This is a genomic window from Ekhidna sp., assembly GCF_965212185.1.
Lineage (GTDB): Bacteria > Bacteroidota > Bacteroidia > Cytophagales > Cyclobacteriaceae > Ekhidna.
The window spans coordinates 1,246,587-1,269,939 of sequence record NZ_OZ243102.1 but is presented as its reverse complement, the minus strand read 5'-3'; the positions used below and the strand labels follow the sequence as shown (position 1 = coordinate 1,269,939).

Sequence of the window (23,353 nt, the reverse complement as noted above, 5' to 3'; positions counted from 1 at the left end):
CACAATCTGGAAGTAGGTTTGCTTTGAAATTGATGAATAATATGAAGTCAGGTACACAGGATATTTTTTCTGTTAAAGGTCTTGAGCTATTGGAAAGTCTTTTTAAAAGCTCTGGAGAAGGCATAATGCTGTTCAATAAAAAGGGTGAAGTGGTGATGGCTAATCCTAGAGCAAGGGAAATGTTCGGTTATGATGAGGATGAAGTTCTTGGTCAGAAAGTAGAGAAATTTGTTCCAAAAGAGTCTCAATCAAACCACGTAGAGTACCGAAATAGCTATTTTAAAAAGCCAGAGCCACGCCGGATGGGTATTGGAAGAGACTTATCCGGATTGAGAAAAGACGGAACCTCATTTCCACTTGAAATAAGTCTGAGTTATATGCAACATAATAATGAAAAGTTAGTGGTTGCATTCATTACAGATATATCTATTCGAAAGGAAAACGAACAAAAACTTGAAGAGCAGCGAAAAAAATTAGAAGAATACACCTCTGAATTAGAGAAGAAGGTTAAAGCTAGAACCAGTGAATTAGAACATATGAACCTAGGTCTTCAAAGTCAAATTCAGGAAAGAAAACTGGCTGAAGAAGCACTAAAAGAGAGTATGGAGGAATTGGAAAGAACCAAACAAGAGGTTATAAATTCACTCGTAAAAGAAAAAGAACTCAGTGAGCTCAAATCACGCTTTGTTTCTATGGCAAGTCATGAGTTCAGAACGCCATTAACGACGGTGCTTTCATCGGCCAATCTGATTGCTAAATACACTGAATCGGATCAGCAGGAGGCCAGAGAAAAACATATACATCGAATCAATAAGAGCGTACAAAATCTAACGAATATTCTTAACGACTTCCTATCTCTGGAAAAATTAGAAAGTGGCGCTCAGAAAGTGAATTTTAGTACGGTTGACTTGAATGAGCTCTTACAGGAAATAGTAGAGGAAATGAGTCAAAATTTAAAAAAGGATCAAGATATTCTTTTGAATGGAACTGCTCCTACCATCCAAACGGATGAACATATCCTAAAAAATATCTTATTCAATTTAATCTCAAATGCATGTAAATATTCGAATGAGGGTGATAAGATTGAAATTAATATTGAAGTTGAAGATAAGCTGATGATTCATATCACCGATCATGGAATTGGAATTCCTCAAGAAGAGCAAGTCAATTTATTTGAGCGCTTCTTTAGAGCAGCAAATGTTACGAACATTCAAGGAACAGGACTTGGTTTGAATATTGTGAAAAAGTATGCAGACTTGCTGAAAGGAGATATTTCTTTCACAAGCACCGAAGGTCAAGGGAGCACATTTACGCTTACTCTCCCGCTTAGCTAGTCTCCACGATAGATTTTCTCTTTAGTAGATATATAAGTGGACCCACTATTGGGAAAATCACTACAAGAGCGAACCACAACGCTTTCTTGTTGTTGGGCATGCGAGCTAACAGTACATTAACCATGGAAAAAACCGCGATCGCTGCTGCGAATAGTGATATGTATAACCAGTAATTCATAACATTTATTGCTTTTAATCAAATTAAGAAGGTTTACCTCTCAATTATGATGAGTTTCCTTATAGCAAGAGCTGATTATCGTCAGTCTTTTGTAAATTGGCGATATCTGAAAATCATGAATTATCAATGAGTAAGAAGCATCGCATTCTAGTTATAGAAGATCAGGAAGATGTAAGGGAGAATATTGTTGAACTTCTCGAACTTTCCAACTATCAGGTTGAATCCGCTCCTAATGGCAAAGAAGGTATAAAGAAAGCCCTTGAATCCCCGCCAGACCTTATTTTGTGTGATATCATGATGCCAGAGATGGATGGATATGAAGTACTCTATCTTTTAACTAAAAATCCTTCTACGGCTTCTCTTCCATTTATATTCTTAACAGCAAAGGCTGAGAAATCAGATTTCCGGAAAGGAATGAATATGGGAGCTGATGATTACATCACTAAGCCTTTTGAAGAAATGGAGCTACTGGGAGCTATAGAGCGACGACTTGAAAAATATAAAGAACTATCCAATGCTTCCGGAATGGATGAGCTTGTTCAACATGCTGCCAAATATCAAAACATAGAAGAACTCTCAAAGGAGCGAAAAACACAGACTTTCAAAAAGAAAGAAATAATTTACAGGGAAGGAGATTTCGGAAATTTCGTTTATAAAATACTGAATGGTAAAATAAAGACCTATCACATCAACGAAGATGGAAAAGAATTCATCCATGATATACGAAAAGAAGGTGATTTGTTAGGTGAGCAGTCTGTGATTCAGAATAATTCAAGAACTGAATTTGCTGAAGCTATGGAGGACTCGAAAGTCATGCTCATCCCAAAAGATGATTTTCAGGAATTGATCTTCAAAAATCGTGAAGTATCAGGTCAGTTTATAAAGCTTCTATCCAATAACCTGTCCCAGCGTGAGAAAGAGTTGATGGAGATGGCCTATAATACTGTCAGAAAGCGTACAGCAGACTCTCTAATTAAACTTTATGAAACCTATTCAAATGATGGAGAAAAAGTAACTGTGGATGTTTCTCGTGCTGACCTTGCAGGAATGGTAGGTACAGCTACAGAATCTGTCATCCGTATACTTTCTGAGTTCAGAAAAGATCAATGGATAGAGATAAATGGTAGCGCTATTACCATACTGGAACCAGAGAAAATAAGTGGAGTAAAATTTTAAAAAAAACTCTGACCAGCCTATATCAAACCTCTTATTAAAGAAGGATTATGGTGTCAGCTGTCACATTCGATGATCCCCATAGTGGGCGTGATCTAGCGTGACAAACAAACCCATTTATTGTTACATTCTCAGATTTGTATATTGCTTAGCCAGAGCTTAGCAAATGTATAAAGAAGACAGCAAATGAAAGCTTCATTGATGTTTAGAAATTAAATGATTGGTATTGCTATTAGAATCTCAACTTTACCAATGTTCCTACTCCTTCCTTGCTATTAATTTCAATGGTTATATTGGCCTTATCAGCTGCAAGTTTGGCTTTATATAGACCAAGTCCGAAACCACTCGATGTAGTACTTGCCCTTAGGAACAATTTAAAATAATCCTGCTCGATTCTGGAAGAGATTCCCTTCCCATTATCTTTTATCTCTAACTCTAGCTGATCTTCATCCCATAAGGTTTCTATCCTAATTGTCGCTAAAGACTTTTCCGGGTCTCTATGCTTAATGCTATTACTTATGAATTCCATCAGAATAGTAGTCAAAAGAAACTTATCCGTCGATATTTCTAGTGAATGATCGACAACCTTTTCTATACTGATTGATTGAGGTTGAGATAAGCTTTGGAGTATTTCTCTTAATAACGAATCAAGTTGAACACTCTGAGATGAATACTCATGATTTCGAATATTACCTACCTCGATAATGCTCCTATTGAGCTTTTTGATGCTGGTAATTTGCATTCCTAGCAACTTAAAAAGCCTGGCTTTTTCATCCGAGTCAATTTCCGACTCCAATAAGTTGTAGATGCCTTCTAACGTTGTGATTGGGGCTCTCAGATCATGGGAAGCCTTATAGAAGAATGAATCGAGATCCTCAACAGCCTTTTCAAGCTGAACCGTTCGCTCCTTGACTTGCAGATCCAATAATTTATTCAACTCATAGAGTTTCTCCTCATTATTAATTCGCTCCACTTCGGATCCAATAGATTGTGCAAAAAGTTCGATCATTGATTCCATCCAGTGTCTCACAATCACCTTACTATCGTGCATGATACAGATATGACCAATCAGTTCATTGGATGGATTACGAATTGGCATACCATAGTATCCTACGATCTTATTCTTTTTTATAAACTCATCTTTAGGAAATTTGCTTTCAAGATCATCCCAGGTAAAAACATTCTCCTGTTGGGAATAGATAAGCTCACTTGGTGAATCTTTTATTTTGTAATTAAATGAATCTTTAATTTGATCCACATTCCACATCACAAGTGCCTCGACCTCAATTGGATTTTTATCATCCGTAATTACAATAAGTGCATATTTTACCTGAAATAACTTCGCAATATTTCTGGTCATATAAGTGAAAAAATCCCTACCTGTCAGAGTGCTTGAAGCATGAATTAACATTTTCATCCCTAGTTCAAGCTGCTTTTTAGATTGGATGCTCTTTATTGCGCCAACGACTCTGCTGGGTTTACCATCCCTATCCTTTCCAATCAGTTGGCCCGTGCAGCTAATCCATTGATAGCTCCCATCTTTTCTAAGCATGCGATACTCTGCTACATAACGAGAAGTTTTGCCATCGAGGTGATCAAAAAAAAGACTATTGGATTGCTCCAAATCCTCCGGATGGATCAAATTATCCCAGCGTTCATCTGTTAATTCAAATTCACCAGGCTCATATCCAAGGAGTCTGTAAAAGTTATCGCTGACAAAGGTCAGCTTATTCTTGATGTTATAATCGTATACACCATCTGTGAAGGCATTGAATATTTTATCAAGTGATAGCTCACCCGTGAGAATTGATTCCTCAAGAGAAATTTCGGTTGTTGGCATATACTCAATAGATCACATGAATAGGCTTTATCTAAAAACTTATTCACTTCGATGATATTCAAATTACTAAAAGATAAGACCAAATAAACACTCAATGGATTGATGTTGCCGGATATTAGACAGAAAGGGTGAATAGAGCTATGAAACTGAAATTATAAAAAATCAAACAGAAGGTCTGTACTTATCAACTCAAAGACAATAAAAAACAGTCGCAGAGGACTCTGAAGTCACACGAAAATCGACAATCTTAAACCATCCCTTTCTCACCATTTTCATAAATGCCAGCCCTCGATGATCCATTATTTAGTGCACGCTAAATGAAATTAAATCCCTCGATGATCCATTATTTAGTGCACGCTAAATGAAATTAAATCCCTCGAAGTAACTTTATTTTTTCTTGGAAAGCTTATATGTTGTGACATTTGGGCTAATCCTTTTTGGTAAACGATAATATTAACCAGGGACCTTCTTATTCACATTTTTATTTAAATGATAGACGAAACAGGCTGCATAAAAGCAATAGGTCAAAGCAGTGAAGATGCATTGGAGCAGCTTTATAATCATTATTGTGATCGGGTGTTCAATACCATCATTAGTTACACAAAAAATGAGGAAGATGCCGAAGAGCTATTACAGGATGTTTTTGTAACCATATACAACACTGCTTCAAGCTTTCAATTCAACTCTTCTGTTAGCACCTGGATCTATCGTATCGCAGTAAATAAGTCTTTGGATTTTCTCAGAAAGAAAAACAGTCAAAAGCGTTCCGGGATATTCACTTCCCTGTATGTAAAAGATTCATCAGAGATTAAATATGAATCACCTGATTTTGTACATCCGGGAGTGAAACTGGAAAATAAGGAAGATGCTCAGCAGCTGTTTAAGGCCATTGATTTGCTTTCAGAAAATCAGAAAACTGCCTTTATACTCACCCAGATAGAAGGGCTTCCTCAAAAGGAAGTTGCTGAAATCATGAAGCAAAGTCGAAAATCTGTGGAATCTTTGGTGCAGCGAGCAAAGGTGAGTTTAAGAAAGGAATTAGAAAAATTGTATCCTGAACGAGGGAAATAATGTTAAAAAACGTCAAAATGGATATGGAACAAGAAAACCGGATTAACAAAGCAATGGAAAGCCTGGAAGGCATTCAACGGGCGAAAGTCCCTGCTGATGGTTTTGAGAAAATCCAGCAAAAACTTGCAGATCAGAGAAAGCAACAGCAGCAACCTGCTGGTAGCTGGATGAAAGTTGCAGCAGTAGTAGCCTTGGTCGTTTGCTCAAACGTATGGGCCATTTCGAATTATTTAACTTCCGAGAGCACTGCAACCGAGGATACTAACTACCCTCAACTAATGACTGATTTTAACCTTTACGACAATGAATAATAAGTTATATAAGATTGGATTTTTTGGTTTACTAGTCATCAACATAGGATTGGTCGCGTTATTCATCTTCAAACCAAAGCCTCATATGCGACAAAGGGGAGCAAGAGAGCAAATAAGTGAGAAGCTTGCATTTAGTGATGAGCAGGAAAAACAGTTTGGAGAAATGGTAAAAATCCATCGACAAGCTATTCGTGAAATTATGGAAGAAGAAAGAACACTTGTTCGTTCCTATTTCGAGCAGCTTTCCATAACTACTGGTTCTGAAGACAAGGAGCTGCTCCTTCGGCAAATCATGAAGTTAAAAAAAGATAAAATCGTTCTCACATACCATCATTTTGAAGAGCTAAAAAGTATTTGCAATGAGGATCAGCTGGCAAAGTTTGATGAAGTGATTGCAGATGTCATTCCAATGCTTGCCGATTCTCCCGAAAGACAAATAAAAAGGCGGAATTCAAATGATTAATTGATTTTATCCTTTGAAACTCCTAAGCTGATAAGTAAACGTCAGCATGAAATAACGCTGTAGCACCTGGGTTTGACTTTCCTGAACGTATTGAGCGGTTACCGTCTGATCAAAGCTTTGATTTTCCCCAAGCAGATCGAAAACAGACAGCTCCAGCTCTCCACGACTATTATTCAGAAACTTCTTGGCCACCCCCATATTCCACAGGGTATATTGGGAATCAAATGAATCGTTCACGCCATTATACTTCTGAAATAACGTCTCGTTTCGAAAAACAAAGCCTTTTGGAAAAATCAAATTCACTGTAGAACCAATTGTTTGTGTATAGAATTGGCTGTTTGATTCTGACTGGATGGAATTGTAGACCCTGCTACCCGATAGCTGATAATACAAATTGTAGTCAATATTCTCACTGATATTACTCACCAAACCAACCTTTACGTCAGCTGAATAAGTTTTTGCAATGTTTTGTACATCATTTGTGATGCCCGGAAGCCTTGTATAGCTCAACCCTGCAGACACATTCAAGTTGTTCTTTATGGGGGAGATCAATATTCCATAGGTCGTATTGTTGCGAACCGACCAATATCCATTCAGGTTAACCGGTGTGGTCAATTGTGCTCCCTCCACGAGCGAGATGCCTCCAGATGTAACAGAGTCTGCCTCGATAATGGACGTACTGTTCCCTATGTAATCTGTTCTTGTTGTTATGCTGGTTCGATTGGCAAGGGTAGCGTTCGAGTCAAAGTAATTTTTCTGAAGACGCATTTGCAATGAATGTAAATAGGTTTGATTAAGATCTGGATTTCCAACCGAAAGGAAAAGCGGATTGCTATTGTCAATTACATTTTGCAACTGACTGACCGATGGCTCAGTAGTTGAGGTTGAATATCGGGCAAAAAAATTACCGCTCTCTCCCAAATCGATCCTCCCCAAGATAGAGGGTAGAAAATTGCTAAAATTCCGTTTAGAGTCATCGGTGATAGGTAAGACCTGCTCGTTACTCAACGTTGCGTATTGGTAGGTAAGGGATACATCAAAGATGTTCCCAAACTTATTATTTGAATACCGAATGCCCGGAAGGTGTTTTGTATACCTACTTTCAAAGTTGTTAGAAAGCTCTTCGCTAAACGTTTCAGCCCCGGTTGCTTCAGTGATTACGAATGTCTCTTTATCCGACTTTCTCAGTGCATTGCTGACTTCATAACTCATTGATACCTGACCTGTGGTACCTACAGGTTCAGTATATGTAACCCTTGAACCTAAGGTGTATTGTGCCTCATCCGTATTATACTCAATAAGCGAATCAAGTGAAAGATCCTCGTAAAAATTCTCTCGTTTGGTTGGATTAATTCGTGTGTTGAGATCAAAAGAAATCGTCCTGCCTATCTTATTGAATTTGTGTTGGAAAATAAGATTGTTACTAAAATTGAATGATGTATTTGTGCTTGAATAATTGTTAAAGGTTTCGCTAAGTAGCTCTCCACTTTGATTGGTGGTTTCACCAAGCGTTACTTCTGTACTCTCATTGTCCTGGTAGCTAAAAGAAGACCGTACCAACAGGTTGTTATTCTCATCAATTTTGTGATTGGCGCGAAGGTTCAATCGGTGATTGTAATTGTCAGTGACTGACTGAAGATCCTCTGAATAATATTGGGTTCTTCCACTTAAAAACGATTCTCGATTAAGCAGTTGATCGTTGTTATTTCGTGTCTGATTAAAGAAATAGCTTCCTTCAAAAGAGGTATTACTTCCCCAATCATCGGTAAGGTTTAATCCCACAGAATTGGTTCGGGTAATTCCATCTTGTGTGCCTGTAATAAACGACTGATTACCAACTCCGCGAAAACCACCTCGACCTCCACCCCCGCTTACGCCTATCAGATCTTCACTACCGAAATTCTGTTGGTTGATGTTGTTGGCCATTCCCAAAAAGGTGAGCCGTTGATCTTCGTTGAAAGAATTGATCGTAGCTCCTGCTTTGTACAACTCATTTTCACCGTACCCAGCGTAGATTTTTCCAAATTGACCGTTTCGTTTGTCTTCTTTGGTTACCACATTCATGGTCCAGGTGGTATTACCGTCATCAAATCCGGTGAACTGTGACTGGTCACTTTCCTCATCGTAGACCTGCACTTTATCGACGATATCTGCAGGAATAGTATTAAGAGAAAGCAGTGGATCCTGTCCGAAAAATCGCTTCCCATCCAGTAGTACTTGCTCTATACTTTCGCCATTGGCACTAACCCCATCACTATCCACAACTATTCCTGGCATTTTGCTAACCAGGTCTTTGGCTGAGGCATCTGGATTGGTTTTATAGGCAGCCGCATTGTATTGGGTAGTGTCCCCTATTTGCTGCACAGCAATTACCTCCCCTTCCACAACCACTTCATCTAAATTAGTTATCTCCGGCTCTAGGGATATAGTACCCAGTGATTGGTCCGGTATAGTGACTCTTAAGAGTTTAGTATATGATATATAACCTACATTCGATATTCTCAATCGATAAAATGCTCGCTCAAGGTTAGAGACACTAAACCTTCCATCGCCATCAGCAATAGCAAATTTTGAGCGTGTGGAATCTTTGACATTTACCATCAGTACCGTTGCGCCGATCAATGGAGTTTTATCTGAAGCATCCACTAATGCACCGGATACAGATAATTCCTGTTCCTGTGTAAATGCAATATGTGAACTGAATAAAAAAGTGAGGATCGTAAGTGAAATTACTCTCATAACACCTTAATTTTTCCCATCACCATCATCATCTCTCTGTTCCCTTCTGGTTCGGCTTATACTCTCGTAGATTTTAAACTGATCTTCATTCAACACATCAGCAATCAACTCATCTTTCTCCTTTCTCAACGCCTCCATTTTCTCTCTTCGACTTTCCCTGTCATTACTTTGACGCATCTCTTCCATCGACTCCTGAAGGGTCACTAAGAACTCCTCGTAAATGCCATCGAGTAACAATTTTTGATCACCTGTAAGGTCTTCGACTTTGCTATAAAGTGTTTGTTTTTCCCGCTCGATCATTTGCTCCGGACTACCGCCGGGCCTTCCTCCACGTCCACCTCCTGGAGGTTGTGCAAGCGTAGAAATTGAAATGCCAAGAAAGAGGATTAACATACTGTTTTGAAGTGCTTTCATTTAATTTAAATGTTGATTTCCTCTTTAGACTCCAAAACGAATTCAATCCCTCGCCAGGTAGCTATAAATTATTTTTTTTAAAAGAAATACGCTGTTTAACAAGGAATTCTGTCTCGTCGTTGACGGTCCGCCGCTGGGTTCTCATCCTAAAAAAGGCATAAAAAAACCCCGACGATTATGTCAGGGTTTTGAGAGCCTCCAGTCGGATTACTCATACGCACTTCCATGCCCACAGTCCCTCGTGAAGCTTCGCTTTCAAACCAACGTCGTTGGGTTCTCATCCGGAAAAAGACATAAAAAAACCCACTCGATGAGTGGGTTTTGAGAGCCTCCAGTCGGATTCGAACCAACGACCCGCGCATTACAAGTGCGCTGCTCTGGCCAACTGAGCTATGGAGGCCTTTTCAGCAAGGCTGAAAATCGGTTTGCAAAAATAGCAGTGTCTAGCTATTTAGCAAATCTATTTTTCAATTTTGTGCAGAAATTGCTGCAAGTTGTGATTTTAAATCTTCCAGCTCACTTTCCGCCTTATCAATCCTTTCTTGCATCTCCGCTTTTAGCTTATCAGCTGTAGCAGAATCTGCGAAGAATTCCATGTTTGTATTCCATGTAGAGATGTCATTTTCAATGCTTGAAATCTTTCTTCGAATCGAGTGCTCTTTTCTTTGAATCTTACGATCACCGCCTGGTGTATTTTTCAGACGACCCATTTCGATGTGATTCTTTAAATCAATACGATCATCTTCATGAATCACCTCGCTCGATAGAATCAATTCTTTTACTTTATCAAATCGATTTCTGATTTTCTTAATTGCATTCTTTGGAACAAATCCAATAGATGTATAATTATCAATCAAGTCATACAAATTGTCTAAATCAAGGGAATCAGATTTTGCTGCTGCCTCAATTTGATCACAGACCTGCAGTTTTAGCTTAAGATTCTCTTCAAAAGCTTTAAACTGTTCTTTATTCTGATCCCTTCTCCTATTAAAGAAATGATCACATGCCGTTTTAAACTTCTTGTAAGTTTCGTTTCTCACCTTCTCGGGAACTGGACCAATGTCTTTCCATTGAGCCTGAAGGTGTTTCAATTTATCAGCTGTTGAATTCCAATCATCGCTATCCTTTAATGCCTCCGCTTTTTCTACAAGCTCCAACTTCTTTTGAAGATTCTCTTCTCTTTTTGATTCCAGCTCCTTGAAAAATTGATTCTTATTCGCAAAGAATCCCTTGAAATTATTCCAGAAAGCCTTATTAGTTGTCTTAGCTTTATCTCTTGGTACGCCACCAATTGCTTCCCATCGCTTTTGTAATTCCAGTAGCTCCTTGGTCTTTCCGTTCCATTCTGTAATTCTATCAGACTGGAATTTCGTGAACTCCTCTACCTCTTTGATTAATTTCTCTTTCTTAACAAGGTTTTTGTCAAACTCTCCTTTTAGATGCTCAAAATATTCTTTCCGCTTTGCATAAATAGCGTCTGAAGCTCCTTTAAACCTTTGCCACAATGGTTCTTGATTTTCTTTTGGAACAGGTCCAATATGCTTATACTCTTCATGAAGATCATTTAAATGGATGATGGCTGATTTCAAATCATCCATTTCAGCAAGAGCTTCCGCTTTTTCACAAAGCTCTTCCTTGAGCTTCATGTTTTTCTTTCTATCAAGATCTTTTAATTCAAAATAGATACTCCGATTATCATAGTATCTGTCCAGTAACGCATTATAGTTGGCCCAAAGTGTCTTATTCATTGCACCGGGAACCGGTCCAGTCCTTTTCCATTCAGATTGAAGCTCTCTAACTGAGTTGATACTGTCAGCAGATTCTTCTCCATCTACAATCTCGCGTAGCTGTTCAAGAAGTCGTTCCTTTTTCTTTAGGTTATCTTCTTTTTGGCTTTCAAGATCTTTATAGTGCTTATTCCTTTTGGATTTTAGCTGGCCATACAGGGTAATAAATTCCTTGTCTAGTTCATCTCCATGGTATTCAAAAGCATCTGCCTCATTGCCATCAGTGACAAACTTCTGTAGTGCTTCGTTTTTGGAGATTTCATATAGCTCATCAAATCGTGGCTTGATGGCTTTCAATACTCGATCAAGTGACCGAATATTTTCTTCATTTTTTACATCTCGGATTTTAGCTACGAGTTCCTCTTTGTCCGCATGCTCAAAATCTAACTCCTCTTCTTCATCATGACCTTCTTCTTCCTGATCCTCTTCTGAGTCCTCTGTTGATTCTGCATTTTCACCCTCATCAGACTTTGCGGCTTCTGACTTATTCTCTGCTTTTATTTCTTCCGAAGGAGTTTCTGCCTTACTTTCTTTCTGAGGTTGTTTAGCTTCAACCTCTAATGAGGGCTCTTCTTTTACTTCTTCCTGAAGTTGTTTAGCTTCAACCTCTAATGAGGGCTCTTCTTTTACTTCTTCCTGAGGTTGTTTAGCTTCAACCTCTATTGAAGGCTCTTCTTTTACTTCCTCTTGAGGTTCTTTAACTTCAACCTCTTCTGAAGGCTCTTCTTCTTTTAATTCTTCCTGAGGTTGCTCACTAGCTACGTCACTTTCCGATTTTTCCTCTACTACTTCAGGTTGATCTTCGTTTCGTAATTCAGCTTGATTCTGAACTTCCTCAGGCGTTTCTTTCGTTTCCTCAGAAACGTCCTGCAATTTCTCATTATCCATTATGGAACCAGTTACTTTTCTCTATGACACAAAGCTAACCAAATACCCTAATTCATACGGGGATCTTTTGGATAGTTAGACATCAGACGATATTTACCGCCCATGGTTTTTAGACACGCTTTCCATAGGTCTTGGTTGTCCCAATCAAAAATCATTTCTGCCGTGGGTTGTTTTAGCACGATCCAACTCTTGGCTTTCATTTCATCCATTAGCTGACCGGGAGCCCAGCCAGAATAGCCAATAAAAAATCGGATGTCTTGTGTTTGGATTGCCCGAACATTCATCATTTCTGTCAATTTATTGAAGTCTCCTCCCCAATAAACTCCATTTATTACCTCTCTGGATGAAGATATTAACTCCTGTTCACGATGTAAGAAATGTAATGTGTCATGCTCTACAGGTCCACCCACAAATAATTTTGCTGGGTAGTCACCTACTTCATCGATTACCTCCTTTAGATCCACATTAGCCTTGTTATTCAATACAAATCCAAAGGTTCCATTTTCATCATGTTCGCACAGAAAGACTACAGTCCTCTCAAAATTGGGATCAGGGAGGTAGGGTTCAGAAATGAGTAAATCTCCTTTTTCTGGCTTTATTATTTTATCTGATGAGAAATAGTCCATTTTAATGTAAAGCTGGTCTAATTGGAAGTTCATCTAAGATCACTCCCTCTTTTTGTTTCATTTCTTCCAATCTATGATATACGTCTTCTTCTTCAAAATAATTGAGTGCCATTCTTACAAACACTTCACCATGTCTTGCCTCTGACGCCCATAATCGGTGATAAAATTGCTTCAATTCCCCCTCCTCCAATGCTTCATAGACTAGCCTGAATCGCTCTGCTCCCCTGGTTTCTACAAGAGAGGCAAGTAATAAACGATCCATAAAACGCTCTTCCCTCCCATCTCGACATATTTTAAGTAATTTTTGCATGTACATGTCCTTGGGGATCTCATGATTGAGTTGTATTCCTCGGTTTTGCATTATCTCATAGACATCTCTGAAATGTTCCAGCTCCTCCACTGAGGTATCAATCAGTTCCGGGATAATTTCTGTCCTGTTGGGATACTTGGCAACCAGGCTGAGAGCCATTCCCGAAGCTTTACGTTCACAATCTGCGTGATCCTGAAGAAATGAATCAAAGTCATTCATTACAGCATCTACCCATTCCTTTTTTGAATCTACTGTCAAGTCAATTCTAAACTTCATAGCTCTTTTATTTTAACCTTTTTACCTTCGCTACAGTTGAATTTCAAAAGTAAGGTGTAAGCAGAACATGAGAGAAGATATTGCCTCAATTCGTAAAGAATACATTCAAGCAAAATTGGATGAGGAATCCATTTTGAAGAACCCATATGAGCAATTTGAAAAATGGTTTCAAGAAGCCTTGGATAGTGAAATCATCGAGCCAACGGCAATGGTACTTTCAACATCGAATTCTAACGGCCAACCTTATCAGCGAACCGTACTGCTGAAAACTTTCAACGAAGACGGCTTTGTTTTCTACACAAATTATGAAAGCAGAAAAGCCAATCAAATCGATTCAAATCCTCATGTTTCTATTTTATTTCCCTGGTACACGTTAGAACGACAAGTGGCGATCACAGGAAAAGTTGAAAAAGTATCGACCAAGCAATCTTTAAAATATTTTCTCTCTCGGCCCAAGGGGAGTCAATTAGGTGCATGGGTTTCAAATCAGAGTGAGGTTATCTCTTCACGCAGTATCCTGGAAGCCAAGCTGGAACAAATGAAAAAGAAATTTAAAGAAGGAAAAATACCACTACCTGATCATTGGGGCGGTTATCGGATCATTCCTGATTCCTTCGAATTTTGGCAAGGACGAAAAAATCGATTACATGATCGTTTCTATTTCCAGCAGGGAGGTGAAAACTGGGATGTAAGTCGACTTGCTCCCTGATGTCCGTTTATTTAGATCGATATGCCTGGCAAGATGAACTCTTTCCAGAATTTATGCCACCAAATGATCTTGAACTGATCGTTGTAATCCCATCTTTTAAAGAGCCCGATCTTATAGGTGCATTAACATCCCTGGCTGATTGTGGGTATCCCTCAGAAAAGTTTCTTGTACTCATCATTTTAAATGAATCTGAAAGTGCGTCTGAAGACATCAGAAAAGCAAATGAGCAAACAATGCGAGAATTACAGGGATTCAAATGTGATTTCACACTACTTGCCAGTCAAAAGAAATTACCTGTAAAAAAAGCAGGTGTGGGTCTTGCTAGAAAAATCGGAATGGATGAAGCTGTTAGACTGTTTAATAAATCTGGAAAAGATGGTGCGATTATTTGTTATGATGCAGATTGCCGGTGTGACGAAAACTATTTGATAGAAATACAAAAAGCCTATTCCAACCCTGAAGTAAATTCTGGAATCGTTTTCTATGAGCATCAGCTTCATCGGGAAAACCATTCTGCCATTGTCGAGTATGAACTTTACTTGAGGTATTACATAGATGCTCTTCGTTTTGCTGGTTTTCCTAATGCTCATCAAACCCTGGGATCTTGTATCACTGTGAGAAAATCCATGTATGAAAAGGTAGGGGGAATGAACACCAGAAAGGCCGGTGAAGATTTTTATTTCCTAAATAAAACCATCCCTCACGGAGGATTTGTTGAAATTAATTCTACAACTATTCGTCCTTCTGATCGAATATCTGACCGAGTGCCATTTGGTACCGGTAAGGCTGTTAACGATATCATTGGATCGTCAGCGGAATACAGCGTGTATCATCCAAATATCTTCGAAGATCTAAGGTTGTTTTTCAGAAAAGTAGATTCCTTTTGGGAGGAGAATGATTGGAAAATACCAAAGACCATGAAAACCTTCATCGGAGATGACTGGGAAAAAGAACTGTCTGATCTTAAATCTCAGGTAAGCTCAAAAGAGCAATTTATTAAACGTTTCTTTCATTGGTTTGACGCATTCAAGATTCTAAAATATGTTCATTTCTGTAGAGATGAGTTCTACCAAAATGTGGAATTAGAAGAAGCATTGGAGTGGCTGAGAAACAAACATTTCTTTCTTAAGGGCACTAAAGATTCTTTGCTCATCCAATTGAGGTATTTGGACAGACTTTATAGTTAATTGCTGAATGAAAACTGAACAAGCAAAGCAAATGAAAGCGCATTGTCCAACTCAGACCGTGTAGATGGGTTAATAACATACTGTACGTCTGGCTGCAACAAGAACCATGATGAAACAGGAAGAGAATAGGTAAACTCTACAAATGTTTCCGTTTTTTCTTCACCAATCTGCATTTCCTGAAACCTATTTCCATTAAATCCAGAGGAAAAAGCCAAACCAAAATTATCATCAACCTTTGAAATCGGATTGCTTATAACAAATCCACCTGAAAGCGCAGAACCTAATCGATTGAATCTGGAATTAGCAAGTCCATACCGAGCAAACAAAGCGATGTAATCTTCTCGATCATTTAATTGGAAATATCTTTGTCCACCGATGTAAATCCCATAATTACCTCGATCACTTCTAGTTTGATTATTTATCTCATAAAAATCACTGGTGTAATACCATCCTCCAATGTTGATTTTATCTTTTTTATACACATCAAATTGTCGACCCACTTTTCTCCTTCTTGTTTCATAGGATCGCTCGAAAACCCGTTGATCATCATGGAAATCTTTACTTGTATAAATGGATAATTCTCCAGCAATTAAAGCCCCCTGTTCCCTTGATATGCTTATTTCATTGCTTGTCAAATCATTCGGGTCACCTGGTACCGCATCAAGAACAACCAGCCTTAGTCTTGTTCGATCACCTATGAAGGTTGCAATCCGCATTCCTAATGATGAAATAGGGAAAATTGATGGGCCATTTTGACCACTTTGCGCATACTCGGCTCCTATTCCAAAGGAGCTATTAATAAACAGAGTTCCTGGTCTCAGCACGTCAAATTCAGAGTTTAAATCATACAGTCCTGCTAAAAAAGAAACGCGATCATTGAAGATATTATGCTGAATCCAAAATTCAAATATTCTCCAAGCTTGAGGCGCTTCAATATTACTCGCTATTTGAAAATCCCCCACGTATTCGGAAGCCATGTCTCCATTGTTGCCTAGCCCATAAATAAATAACGACAAGTTATCTTTTAGTCCAAATAGCTGATCAAAGTTGACTTTAGCTGTGATATCGGCATTATCGATATAGACGAATCCTGTTTTAATTCCTCCGCTGGCGTTGTACCAGGGCATAGCAGAATAAATTGCTTCAAACTCTAACCACTTTGTTTCCGAGTCAGGTTGTGCAGAAACTGTTGAAACAATTCCAAGGGCAAAATATAGATAGACAAATAAGGTTCTGTTCAACAGCTTAAGAGTTATTGACTGAATTTACACCAAATCAAACAAACTCTTGACTCCTAGAAAGTGTTTCACCTTAAATCCTTCAGCATACTCTACACCTATTCTTTGGCCCCATTCCCGAGCCCGAGATTCCAACATGGTCATGAAACCTTCTGAGCTAATAAATGTCTCAGGTTCATCACTACTGGGATCAAAGAATTGAGACTTGAAAGCATTAATAGCAGCTCTTCTTGCATCCATTACATCAGATATGTCCACGAGTATATCAGGTTCATGGGCAGTACTTTGAATTGAGAAGTAAAGTTTCTCAGGTCGGAAGAAATCTTGTTTCTTTCCATCCCATTCAGTTTCTATAGCTTTCAATCCTGCAATGAAACATGCAGTTTCTACTAGCTGAGCACCCCTTGTATGATCGGGATGCCTATCATAAATTGAATTCGTTATAACAATTCTAGGCTTAAACCTTCTAATCTGTTCAGCTATCTTCAGTTGATTTTCTTTATTATTCTCGAAAAAACCATCAGCCAAACCAAGGTTTTCACGCATTGATAGTTTTAAAATATCAGCAGCATCACTTGCCTCCTGGGCTCTAATCTCAGGTGTACCTCGAGTGCCAAGCTCTCCTTTAGTCAAATCCAGAATTCCGGTTTTATAACCCAATTTATGATGAACTAGAAGTGTTCCTCCAAAAGATAGTTCTACATCATCTGGGTGAGCTACAATGGCGAGTATATCAAGTTTCATTATTTATATCTGCTTTAGCCGTATGCTGCAAAGTAACACCACTCATATAATATTGGTTTTGCTACTCTAATAATTTCCTAAATTCCCTGTCCATTTTAAACCTAAAGTATAGAACCTATGCAAAAACGCGACAGCCAAGTCAGGTCAGTTTGTGTGGTCCTTCTGATGGCGATTATCCCGTTGATTGGTTGGGCTCAGGACGATGAATTGAAACCTGTAACAAGTAAGTATGCAATTCGCAATGCGACCATTATACAGGCACCCGGCAGAACCATTCAAAATGGCTCTGTCTTAATCGAAAACGGAATTATTAAAGCAGTTGGATCAAGTATTGCTATACCGGCTGATGCCTGGATTGTAGATGCTGATTCCATGTTTGTTTATGCTGGATTCATCAGCGGACTTTCTAACATTGGAGTAGCAAAACCCAAAGAAGAGGATCGAAAAGATGATCGGAAACTAACAGGGAATCCTTCGTATGAAAGAGCTGGAATTACTCCAGGCGCTTTGACTAGAGATATGCTTAATCCAGAAGAAAAGTCTGTTGCAGATTTTCGAAAACTAGGATTTACAGCTTCACACAGTGTACCTCATAATGGAATGATAGCCGGAAGAGGTGCCATTGTTTTACTAGGAGGAGCTAATGGAAAAAGTATGGTCGTAAAAGATCAATCAAGTATGTTCTCTCAACTATCCGGTGCAAGTGGTGTTTACCCTAATACGGTAATTGGAGTAATGGCCAAGTATCGCGACCTGTATAGAAAAGCAAGTCAAGCACAAGCCTACCAAAATAGATACAATAGCAATCCAAATGGAATGGAGCGTCCTGAAGTAGATGCTACGCTAGAAGCATTATATCCTGTAGTTTCAAAGCAAATGCCGGTAATGTTCAAAGCAGAGGATGTAAAAGACATCATGCGTGTGATGGCATTAAAGAGAGATCTAGGATTTAATCTAATGCTCGGTGAAGTGAAGCAAGGCTGGGATGCAATTCCAACCATACAAGGATCCGGATCATCTGTCTTTCTTTCTTTAGATCTACCAGAATGGAAAGAAGAAGAATCAAAAGAAGAAGATACAGAGGAAGAAGATGCAGAGTTGGAAGATGAGAAGCTTACGCCTGAAGAAGAGGAGGAAAAAGCATTGAAGGAGCGGCAAATGGAGATGATCAAAAAGTACTATACTCAAGCTGGAGCATTCCAAAGAAATGGTGTGAAATTTGGAATCTCAACAATGGATGTAAAATCAAAAGATTTTAAATCGAATCTTCTAAAGGTGATGGAAAATGGTCTTTCAGCCGATCAGGCATTGGCTGCCTTAACGACAACTCCGGCAAGTATTCTGGGAGTATCCAATACTATGGGGACTGTAGAAGTTGGGAAAATGGCCAATCTGGTAGTTTCAGATACAGCGTATTTCACCAAAGATGCCAACGTTCGATATGTATTTGTCGATGGAATCAAATACGATTATGAGGTAAAAAAGAAGAAAAATAAAAAGAGTAATGGAGGTGAAGCTGCCGATGCATCAGGTGTGTGGAGCTATACAACTGAAACTCCGCAAGGTAATGGAAGCGGAACCATTACAATAACTGGCTCGCCAGGTGATTATAGTGGTACAATCACAATGAGTTTCAATGAAAGCACCAATGATTTGAATGAGATTGTAGTAGATGGCAACAATGTTACTTTTTCATTCCAGACCAATGTCGGACAAGATATTACTATAGATATCAGTATGGACATTGATGGAGACACCTTTGAAGGGACACTTTCTGTTCCTGAATTTGGAAGCTTTCCTATGGAAGGATCAAGAGAACCAGAAAATTAATATGACATGAAAAGATTAAATATATATATCACATTTCTTCTGGTTATTGTCATTGCAATAGCTCAGGAAAAAGGCAGTGTGCTGATAAAAAATGGAACAGTATTGACCGTGACCAATGGTACACTAAATAATACAGATGTCTTGATTCGAGACGGTAAAATCTCTAAGATCGGGCAAGGTTTAAATGCCCCAAGCGGTGCTAAAACCATAGATGCTGCAGGTATGTTTGTCATGCCTGGAATAATTGATGCTCATTCTCACCTTGCATTGGATGCGGTGAATGAAGCCACTAATCCAGTTACAGCAGAAGTCTGGGTTGGCGATGCGTTGGATCCATTGGATGTTGGCATTTATCAAGCCTTGGCTGGTGGGGTTACAGCAGCACACGCTATGCATGGATCAGCAAACGCTATCGGTGGACAATGTGAGACAGTCAAATTTCGATATGGAGAAATTGATCCTGACAAGATGCGAATGGCAGGTGCACCTCGTACGATCAAGTTTGCATTAGGCGAAAATCCGACGCGTGTTCATGGAGCAGGTAATGGAATTCAACCTAGAACTAGAATGGGCGTAGAACATGTCATCAGAAGCTCCTTCCAGCAGGCTAAAGAATACATGGAAGCGTGGGATGAATACAATGCCAACAAGAGCAAAAAAGGGTTTAAAGGAAAAGCTCCTCAATACGACCTTCGCCTGGAAACTCTTGCGGATATCTTAAAAGGCAACATCATCATTCATTGCCACTCCTATCGAGCAGATGAGATATACATGCTTATGCAGGTTTGTGAGGATTTTGGAATTGACAAGCTTGTCTTCCAACATGTAAACGAGGGGTTCAAAGTAGCGCCTGAACTGGCAAAATTTGGTGCTGGCGCTTCGGTATTCGCGGATTGGTGGGCTTACAAATTCGAAGTTTACTATAGTACGGCATACAATGCTGCAATTCTTACTAAGAATGGAGTAACCACTTCAATCAATTCAGATTCGGGTGAACTAATCAGGCACCTTTATCATGAAGCTGCTAAAACGCAGAAGTATGGTGGATTGACAGATGATGAAGCGCTTTCACTGATAACCATTAATCCAGCTAAGCAATTGGGAATTTCAGATCGTGTTGGTTCTCTAGAGGAAGGCAAAGAAGGGGATGTAGCCATCTTCCACAATCATCCGCTTTCTATTTATGCCATTCCAATGATCACCATTGTTGATGGAGTCGTTCGCTTTGATAGAGAAAATGATCCTGCAGACATGCGAATTTATCCTGATCCTGAAGAGAAGATTGATGTAACCTTCTGGGAAAAAGAAGATCATGATCGGTGCATGGCCAATACGGAATTTTTATTCACTGATAAATAAGATATCATGAAGCATTTTAAAAATATACTTACAGGTTGCATTGCCTTAATAGCGACGATCGCATTGGGTCAAATACCAAGTGCAGAGACTGGCACTTTTGCATTAACTAATGCAACCATAGAAACAGTTACTAATGGAACGATTCAAAATGGCACCTTGATCATTGCAAATGGAATGATTACCGATATTGGTGCCAGCGTTACTGTACCTCAAGGAGCTAAAACTATTGATTGCACAGGAATGACCATATATCCAGGCATGATTGATGGCGGTACTCAAATTGGATTGGTGGAAGTAAGCGCTGTTGATCGTACTAGAGATAACAATGAAATTGGCGAAGTTATCCCTCACATCCAGGCGTTAACAGCAGTTAATCCTAGTTCAGTTATCCATCCGGTAACCAGAGTTAGCGGTGTTACCACTGCCCTTACAATGCCCTCAGGAGGATTATTCCCGGGAACAGCGGCTTTGATCAACTTACATGGCTATACACCTGATCAGATGTATGCTGGATTTAAGGGAGTTGTGTTAAACTTTCCAGCAACAGGCCGAAGAGGCAGATGGGATCGACGATCAGATGAGGACATCAAAAAAGCTGCAGATAAAGCATTGAAGCAGTTGAATGAGGTTTGGGAAAAGGCAGTTCAATATCACAAAATTGACTCAGCAACAGGAGGAAAAGATCAACCTTACTATCCTGAAATGGAAGCATTACTTCCTGTAGTCAGAGGAGAGATGAAACTTTTAGTAAATGTAAATTCAGCTAATGACATCAAAGCTGCACTTGAGTGGATTGATAAAAAGGGTGCTGATGTAATTTTATGTGGAGTATCTGAAGGATGGAGAGTGGCTGAAGAAATTGCCAAAGCTAATGTACCTGTAATAACAGGCCCAGTTTTGAGAAATCCAACCCGAAGTTATGATAGATATGATCAACCTTATGCCAATGCTGGAACTATGCAGAAAGCTGGTGTTATGGTAGCCATCAGAACCAATGAGGTTGAAAATGTAAGAAACCTTCCTTATCATGCCGGATTTGCCGCAACATACGGAATGGGTAAAGAAGAGGCATTGAAAGCGATTACCATTGTCCCGGCTGAACTATTTGGTGTAGCTGATAAGTACGGTTCACTTGAAAAAGGGAAAGTTGCAAATCTATTTGTGACAACTGGAGACCCGTTTGAGACAAAAACACAAGTAAAATATGTGTTCATAGATGGTTGGAAAATACCGATGGTTAGCCGCCATACTCAGCTTTATGATGAATATCTGAATAGAGCTCCTGGAGTAGAAAAATAAATTTGATTAAAATATCTAACTAAGGCCTTCTAATTGCTAGGAGGCTTTTTTTTATCTCCTTTGTGTGATTTAAAGTTGATCATACAATAGAGTGAAACAATTGATTTTACATATTTCTTAATTACCTGTTACATATCTCATTTTCAATTTCTATTTTACGAATATGTTCAAATCAGAGAAAGATAAATATGAGATTGGCATTGCCTTAGGTGGGGGTGGTGCACGTGGTTTTGCACATCTTGGAATTCTTCAAGCCCTCGAAGAAAAGGGAATCAAACCAGATGCTATTGCAGGCGTTAGTGCAGGAGCTATTGCAGGGGCATTTATAGCTGCAGGCCATTCCCCAAAGGAAGCATTTGATTTCATCAAAGATTATAAATTCACGGCCATATCAGAATTTAACATCCCAAAAACGGGTCTACTTAGTTCTTCTAAAATGAAGTCTCGGTTATTAAAAAAAATATCCACTGAGAAACTTGAAGATTTAGAAATCCCATTGGTGATATGTGTCAGCAATATGCTTGACGGTAAACCGGAGTACCTAACTGAAGGTCCACTTGCTGATATTGTTCAAGCATCAGCTTCTATTCCTGTTCTATTTAGTCCGGTTAAGCTAAATGGGAAGCTCTATTCAGATGGAGGCATATTTGACAATGTTCCAGTAAAACCACTAAAGAAGGCTTGCAAAAAGGTCATTGGAGTAAGCATAAGTCCAATTCAGAAAGTAGAAGAGCTAACAAGTTTGATTCAAGTATCAACCAGAATGTTTCAATTGGCAGTAAATCCCAGCAATGCTGAATTAGAAAAACAATGTGATCTATTCATAGAGCCACCTGCCTTGTGTGACTATGATATTATGGATACCAAACATGCACAGGAAATCTTTGATATTGGATATGATTACGTAAAGGAGATGGATATTGATCTGAATTAATCAATTCCCTATTTTGTAATTCAGACCAGTCTTTAACAACCACTTTTGATCCAAAAATGTATCATTGAAAGAATCAATAGTTGATTCTGTTTTTCTGAACACCGCGTGGGCTCCTATCCCTATTGATTGAGTTAAAGCTAGTTTTTGACTCAAATTCAGTAAGACTCCTGCATTAGCAGAAAGAAACAAACTATTATCAATTTGCTCTATTTTATTGGGGACCAGAGTGTTTGATTCCGGTTCGAAATATTGGGATTCCTGAGTATCCTTAATACGTTGAATTACAAAGTCAAATGAGTGGAACAAATTCCACTTCTCTTCACTCCCATGTAGATAGTGTTCATAGCTTGCCGCTACCCCAGTAAATTTCAACTTTTCACGTTCTTCCAATTGATCACCAAAAGAGTAGAGTATACTTGGGCCAATGCTCCAGGCATGATTGTTTTTCTCCCATTTAGCATGTGGTGAAACGATAAACTCGTCTTCCTGATCGAGCTTTATGAAATTAAGTCCAGCAGATGACAGCCCTTGACTATATCCAATAAATGAAATGAGTAGAGCAACTGATAATGAAACCCATTTAAGCATATTCAAATCTATTACATGTAATTTGATATATCGAGTCGTTCTCAAGACACATAAA

At 38.9% G+C, this 23,353-nt stretch carries 21 protein-coding genes and 1 tRNA gene; 11 read left to right on the top strand and 11 right to left on the bottom strand.

What is annotated here, in order from left to right:
- Positions 1–41: 41 nt before the first annotated feature.
- Positions 42–1,334 (top strand): ATP-binding protein, encoded by a 1,293-nt coding sequence (locus ACOMC3_RS05625; RefSeq protein ID WP_420318550.1) that lies wholly within the window; start codon positions 42–44, stop codon positions 1,332–1,334.
- Here the strand turns inward: ACOMC3_RS05625 and ACOMC3_RS05620 are convergent.
- Complete coding sequence (locus ACOMC3_RS05620) at positions 1,327–1,512, bottom strand: PLDc N-terminal domain-containing protein (protein ID WP_420318549.1); 186 nt, start codon at positions 1,510–1,512, stop codon at positions 1,327–1,329. The two genes, ACOMC3_RS05625 and ACOMC3_RS05620, sit on opposite strands and share 8 nt — an antisense overlap.
- A gap of 126 nt (positions 1,513–1,638) precedes the next feature.
- On the opposite strand from ACOMC3_RS05620, the gene ACOMC3_RS05615 reads away from it, so the two are divergent.
- Positions 1,639–2,688 (top strand): response regulator, encoded by a 1,050-nt coding sequence (locus tag ACOMC3_RS05615; protein WP_420318548.1) that lies wholly within the window; start codon positions 1,639–1,641, stop codon positions 2,686–2,688.
- A gap of 229 nt (positions 2,689–2,917) precedes the next feature.
- Here ACOMC3_RS05615 and ACOMC3_RS05610 read toward each other — a convergent pair whose 3' ends face one another.
- A complete protein-coding gene (locus ACOMC3_RS05610) occupies positions 2,918–4,525 on the bottom strand; it encodes a PAS domain-containing protein (RefSeq protein ID WP_420318547.1) in 1,608 nt (535 codons plus the stop codon).
- Between the two features lie 489 nt (positions 4,526–5,014).
- Here ACOMC3_RS05610 and ACOMC3_RS05605 point away from each other — a divergent pair, with 489 nt between their 5' ends.
- From ACOMC3_RS05605 to ACOMC3_RS05595, 3 genes are read left to right on the top strand one after another with little or no spacing between them, the layout of a single operon-like run.
- On the top strand, positions 5,015–5,596 hold the full coding sequence (locus ACOMC3_RS05605; RefSeq protein ID WP_420318546.1) for an RNA polymerase sigma factor: 582 nt from the start codon (positions 5,015–5,017) through the stop codon (positions 5,594–5,596).
- Positions 5,597–5,619: 23 nt separating this feature from the next.
- Positions 5,620–5,907 carry a hypothetical protein gene (locus ACOMC3_RS05600; protein WP_420318545.1) on the top strand — a complete coding sequence of 96 codons (288 nt, stop codon included), beginning with the start codon at positions 5,620–5,622 and terminating at the stop codon, positions 5,905–5,907.
- The gene (locus tag ACOMC3_RS05595; RefSeq protein WP_420318544.1) at positions 5,900–6,370 is read left to right on the top strand and encodes a hypothetical protein; all 471 of its coding nucleotides are present in this window, start codon (positions 5,900–5,902) and stop codon (positions 6,368–6,370) included. The genes ACOMC3_RS05600 and ACOMC3_RS05595 overlap by 8 nt, the downstream gene beginning before the upstream one ends.
- Before the next feature lie 6 nt (positions 6,371–6,376).
- Here ACOMC3_RS05595 and ACOMC3_RS05590 read toward each other — a convergent pair whose 3' ends face one another.
- The 6 genes from ACOMC3_RS05590 to ACOMC3_RS05565 all read right to left on the bottom strand — a co-directional run bounded on the left by ACOMC3_RS05590 (position 6,377) and on the right by ACOMC3_RS05565 (position 13,410).
- Complete coding sequence (locus ACOMC3_RS05590) at positions 6,377–9,109, bottom strand: outer membrane beta-barrel protein (RefSeq protein ID WP_420318543.1); 2,733 nt, start codon at positions 9,107–9,109, stop codon at positions 6,377–6,379.
- A 6-nt stretch (positions 9,110–9,115) separates the two neighbouring features.
- Positions 9,116–9,523 (bottom strand): hypothetical protein, encoded by a 408-nt coding sequence (locus ACOMC3_RS05585; RefSeq protein ID WP_420318542.1) that lies wholly within the window; start codon positions 9,521–9,523, stop codon positions 9,116–9,118.
- A 326-nt stretch (positions 9,524–9,849) separates the two neighbouring features.
- Positions 9,850–9,923: transfer RNA gene (locus ACOMC3_RS05580), tRNA-Thr, on the bottom strand.
- A gap of 67 nt (positions 9,924–9,990) precedes the next feature.
- Entirely contained in the window at positions 9,991–12,198 is a 2,208-nt protein-coding gene (locus ACOMC3_RS05575) for a DUF349 domain-containing protein (RefSeq protein WP_420318541.1), read from the bottom strand.
- Positions 12,199–12,245: 47 nt separating this feature from the next.
- Positions 12,246–12,824: a YqgE/AlgH family protein gene (locus ACOMC3_RS05570; protein ID WP_420318540.1), complete on the bottom strand. Its 579-nt coding sequence runs from the start codon at positions 12,822–12,824 to the stop codon at positions 12,246–12,248.
- A 1-nt stretch (position 12,825) separates the two neighbouring features.
- Entirely contained in the window at positions 12,826–13,410 is a 585-nt protein-coding gene (locus tag ACOMC3_RS05565) for a tRNA-(ms[2]io[6]A)-hydroxylase (RefSeq protein ID WP_420318539.1), read from the bottom strand.
- A 67-nt stretch (positions 13,411–13,477) separates the two neighbouring features.
- Between ACOMC3_RS05565 and pdxH the strand changes: the two genes are divergently transcribed.
- Both pdxH and ACOMC3_RS05555 read left to right on the top strand, forming a co-directional pair.
- Positions 13,478–14,119: a pyridoxamine 5'-phosphate oxidase gene (gene pdxH / locus ACOMC3_RS05560; RefSeq protein WP_420318538.1), complete on the top strand. Its 642-nt coding sequence runs from the start codon at positions 13,478–13,480 to the stop codon at positions 14,117–14,119.
- Positions 14,119–15,306: a glycosyltransferase gene (locus ACOMC3_RS05555; RefSeq protein ID WP_420318537.1), complete on the top strand. Its 1,188-nt coding sequence runs from the start codon at positions 14,119–14,121 to the stop codon at positions 15,304–15,306. The genes pdxH and ACOMC3_RS05555 overlap by 1 nt, the downstream gene beginning before the upstream one ends.
- On the opposite strand, the gene ACOMC3_RS05550 is transcribed toward ACOMC3_RS05555, so the two are convergent.
- Both ACOMC3_RS05550 and bshB1 read right to left on the bottom strand, forming a co-directional pair.
- Positions 15,303–16,547: a carbohydrate porin gene (locus ACOMC3_RS05550; RefSeq protein ID WP_420318536.1), complete on the bottom strand. Its 1,245-nt coding sequence runs from the start codon at positions 16,545–16,547 to the stop codon at positions 15,303–15,305. The two genes, ACOMC3_RS05555 and ACOMC3_RS05550, sit on opposite strands and share 4 nt — an antisense overlap.
- A 24-nt stretch (positions 16,548–16,571) precedes the next feature.
- Complete coding sequence (gene bshB1, locus ACOMC3_RS05545) at positions 16,572–17,288, bottom strand: bacillithiol biosynthesis deacetylase BshB1 (RefSeq protein ID WP_420318535.1); 717 nt, start codon at positions 17,286–17,288, stop codon at positions 16,572–16,574.
- 117 nt (positions 17,289–17,405) lie between these two features.
- On the opposite strand from bshB1, the gene ACOMC3_RS05540 reads away from it, so the two are divergent.
- The 4 genes from ACOMC3_RS05540 to ACOMC3_RS05525 all read left to right on the top strand — a co-directional run bounded on the left by ACOMC3_RS05540 (position 17,406) and on the right by ACOMC3_RS05525 (position 22,710).
- Positions 17,406–19,118 (top strand): amidohydrolase family protein, encoded by a 1,713-nt coding sequence (locus ACOMC3_RS05540; protein ID WP_420318534.1) that lies wholly within the window; start codon positions 17,406–17,408, stop codon positions 19,116–19,118.
- 6 nt (positions 19,119–19,124) lie between these two features.
- A complete protein-coding gene (locus ACOMC3_RS05535; protein WP_420318533.1) occupies positions 19,125–20,477 on the top strand; it encodes an amidohydrolase family protein in 1,353 nt (450 codons plus the stop codon).
- Between the two features lie 6 nt (positions 20,478–20,483).
- Complete coding sequence (locus ACOMC3_RS05530) at positions 20,484–21,776, top strand: amidohydrolase family protein (protein WP_420318532.1); 1,293 nt, start codon at positions 20,484–20,486, stop codon at positions 21,774–21,776.
- A gap of 163 nt (positions 21,777–21,939) precedes the next feature.
- Positions 21,940–22,710 carry a patatin-like phospholipase family protein gene (locus ACOMC3_RS05525; protein WP_420318531.1) on the top strand — a complete coding sequence of 257 codons (771 nt, stop codon included), beginning with the start codon at positions 21,940–21,942 and terminating at the stop codon, positions 22,708–22,710.
- Here ACOMC3_RS05525 and ACOMC3_RS05520 read toward each other — a convergent pair whose 3' ends face one another.
- Entirely contained in the window at positions 22,711–23,343 is a 633-nt protein-coding gene (locus ACOMC3_RS05520) for a hypothetical protein (RefSeq protein WP_420318530.1), read from the bottom strand.
- Positions 23,344–23,353 lie beyond the last annotated feature (10 nt).

Bases quoted from the DNA above. Each gene is read 5' to 3' on its own strand.
- ACOMC3_RS05625 (WP_420318550.1), top strand. From the start codon at position 42: ATGAAGTCAGGTACACAGGATATTTTTTCTGTTAAAGGTCTTGAGCTA.
- ACOMC3_RS05620 (WP_420318549.1), bottom strand. From the start codon at position 1,512: ATGAATTACTGGTTATACATATCACTATTCGCAGCAGCGATCGCGGTT.
- ACOMC3_RS05615 (WP_420318548.1), top strand. From the start codon at position 1,639: ATGAGTAAGAAGCATCGCATTCTAGTTATAGAAGATCAGGAAGATGTA.
- ACOMC3_RS05610 (WP_420318547.1), bottom strand. From the start codon at position 4,525: ATGCCAACAACCGAAATTTCTCTTGAGGAATCAATTCTCACGGGTGAG.
- ACOMC3_RS05605 (WP_420318546.1), top strand. From the start codon at position 5,015: ATGATAGACGAAACAGGCTGCATAAAAGCAATAGGTCAAAGCAGTGAA.
- ACOMC3_RS05600 (WP_420318545.1), top strand. From the start codon at position 5,620: ATGGAACAAGAAAACCGGATTAACAAAGCAATGGAAAGCCTGGAAGGC.
- ACOMC3_RS05595 (WP_420318544.1), top strand. From the start codon at position 5,900: ATGAATAATAAGTTATATAAGATTGGATTTTTTGGTTTACTAGTCATC.
- ACOMC3_RS05590 (WP_420318543.1), bottom strand. From the start codon at position 9,109: ATGAGAGTAATTTCACTTACGATCCTCACTTTTTTATTCAGTTCACAT.
- ACOMC3_RS05585 (WP_420318542.1), bottom strand. From the start codon at position 9,523: ATGAAAGCACTTCAAAACAGTATGTTAATCCTCTTTCTTGGCATTTCA.
- ACOMC3_RS05575 (WP_420318541.1), bottom strand. From the start codon at position 12,198: ATGGATAATGAGAAATTGCAGGACGTTTCTGAGGAAACGAAAGAAACG.
- ACOMC3_RS05570 (WP_420318540.1), bottom strand. From the start codon at position 12,824: ATGGACTATTTCTCATCAGATAAAATAATAAAGCCAGAAAAAGGAGAT.
- ACOMC3_RS05565 (WP_420318539.1), bottom strand. From the start codon at position 13,410: ATGAAGTTTAGAATTGACTTGACAGTAGATTCAAAAAAGGAATGGGTA.
- pdxH (WP_420318538.1), top strand. From the start codon at position 13,478: ATGAGAGAAGATATTGCCTCAATTCGTAAAGAATACATTCAAGCAAAA.
- ACOMC3_RS05555 (WP_420318537.1), top strand. From the start codon at position 14,119: ATGTCCGTTTATTTAGATCGATATGCCTGGCAAGATGAACTCTTTCCA.
- bshB1 (WP_420318535.1), bottom strand. From the start codon at position 17,288: ATGAAACTTGATATACTCGCCATTGTAGCTCACCCAGATGATGTAGAA.
- ACOMC3_RS05540 (WP_420318534.1), top strand. From the start codon at position 17,406: ATGCAAAAACGCGACAGCCAAGTCAGGTCAGTTTGTGTGGTCCTTCTG.
- ACOMC3_RS05535 (WP_420318533.1), top strand. From the start codon at position 19,125: ATGAAAAGATTAAATATATATATCACATTTCTTCTGGTTATTGTCATT.
- ACOMC3_RS05530 (WP_420318532.1), top strand. From the start codon at position 20,484: ATGAAGCATTTTAAAAATATACTTACAGGTTGCATTGCCTTAATAGCG.
- ACOMC3_RS05525 (WP_420318531.1), top strand. From the start codon at position 21,940: ATGTTCAAATCAGAGAAAGATAAATATGAGATTGGCATTGCCTTAGGT.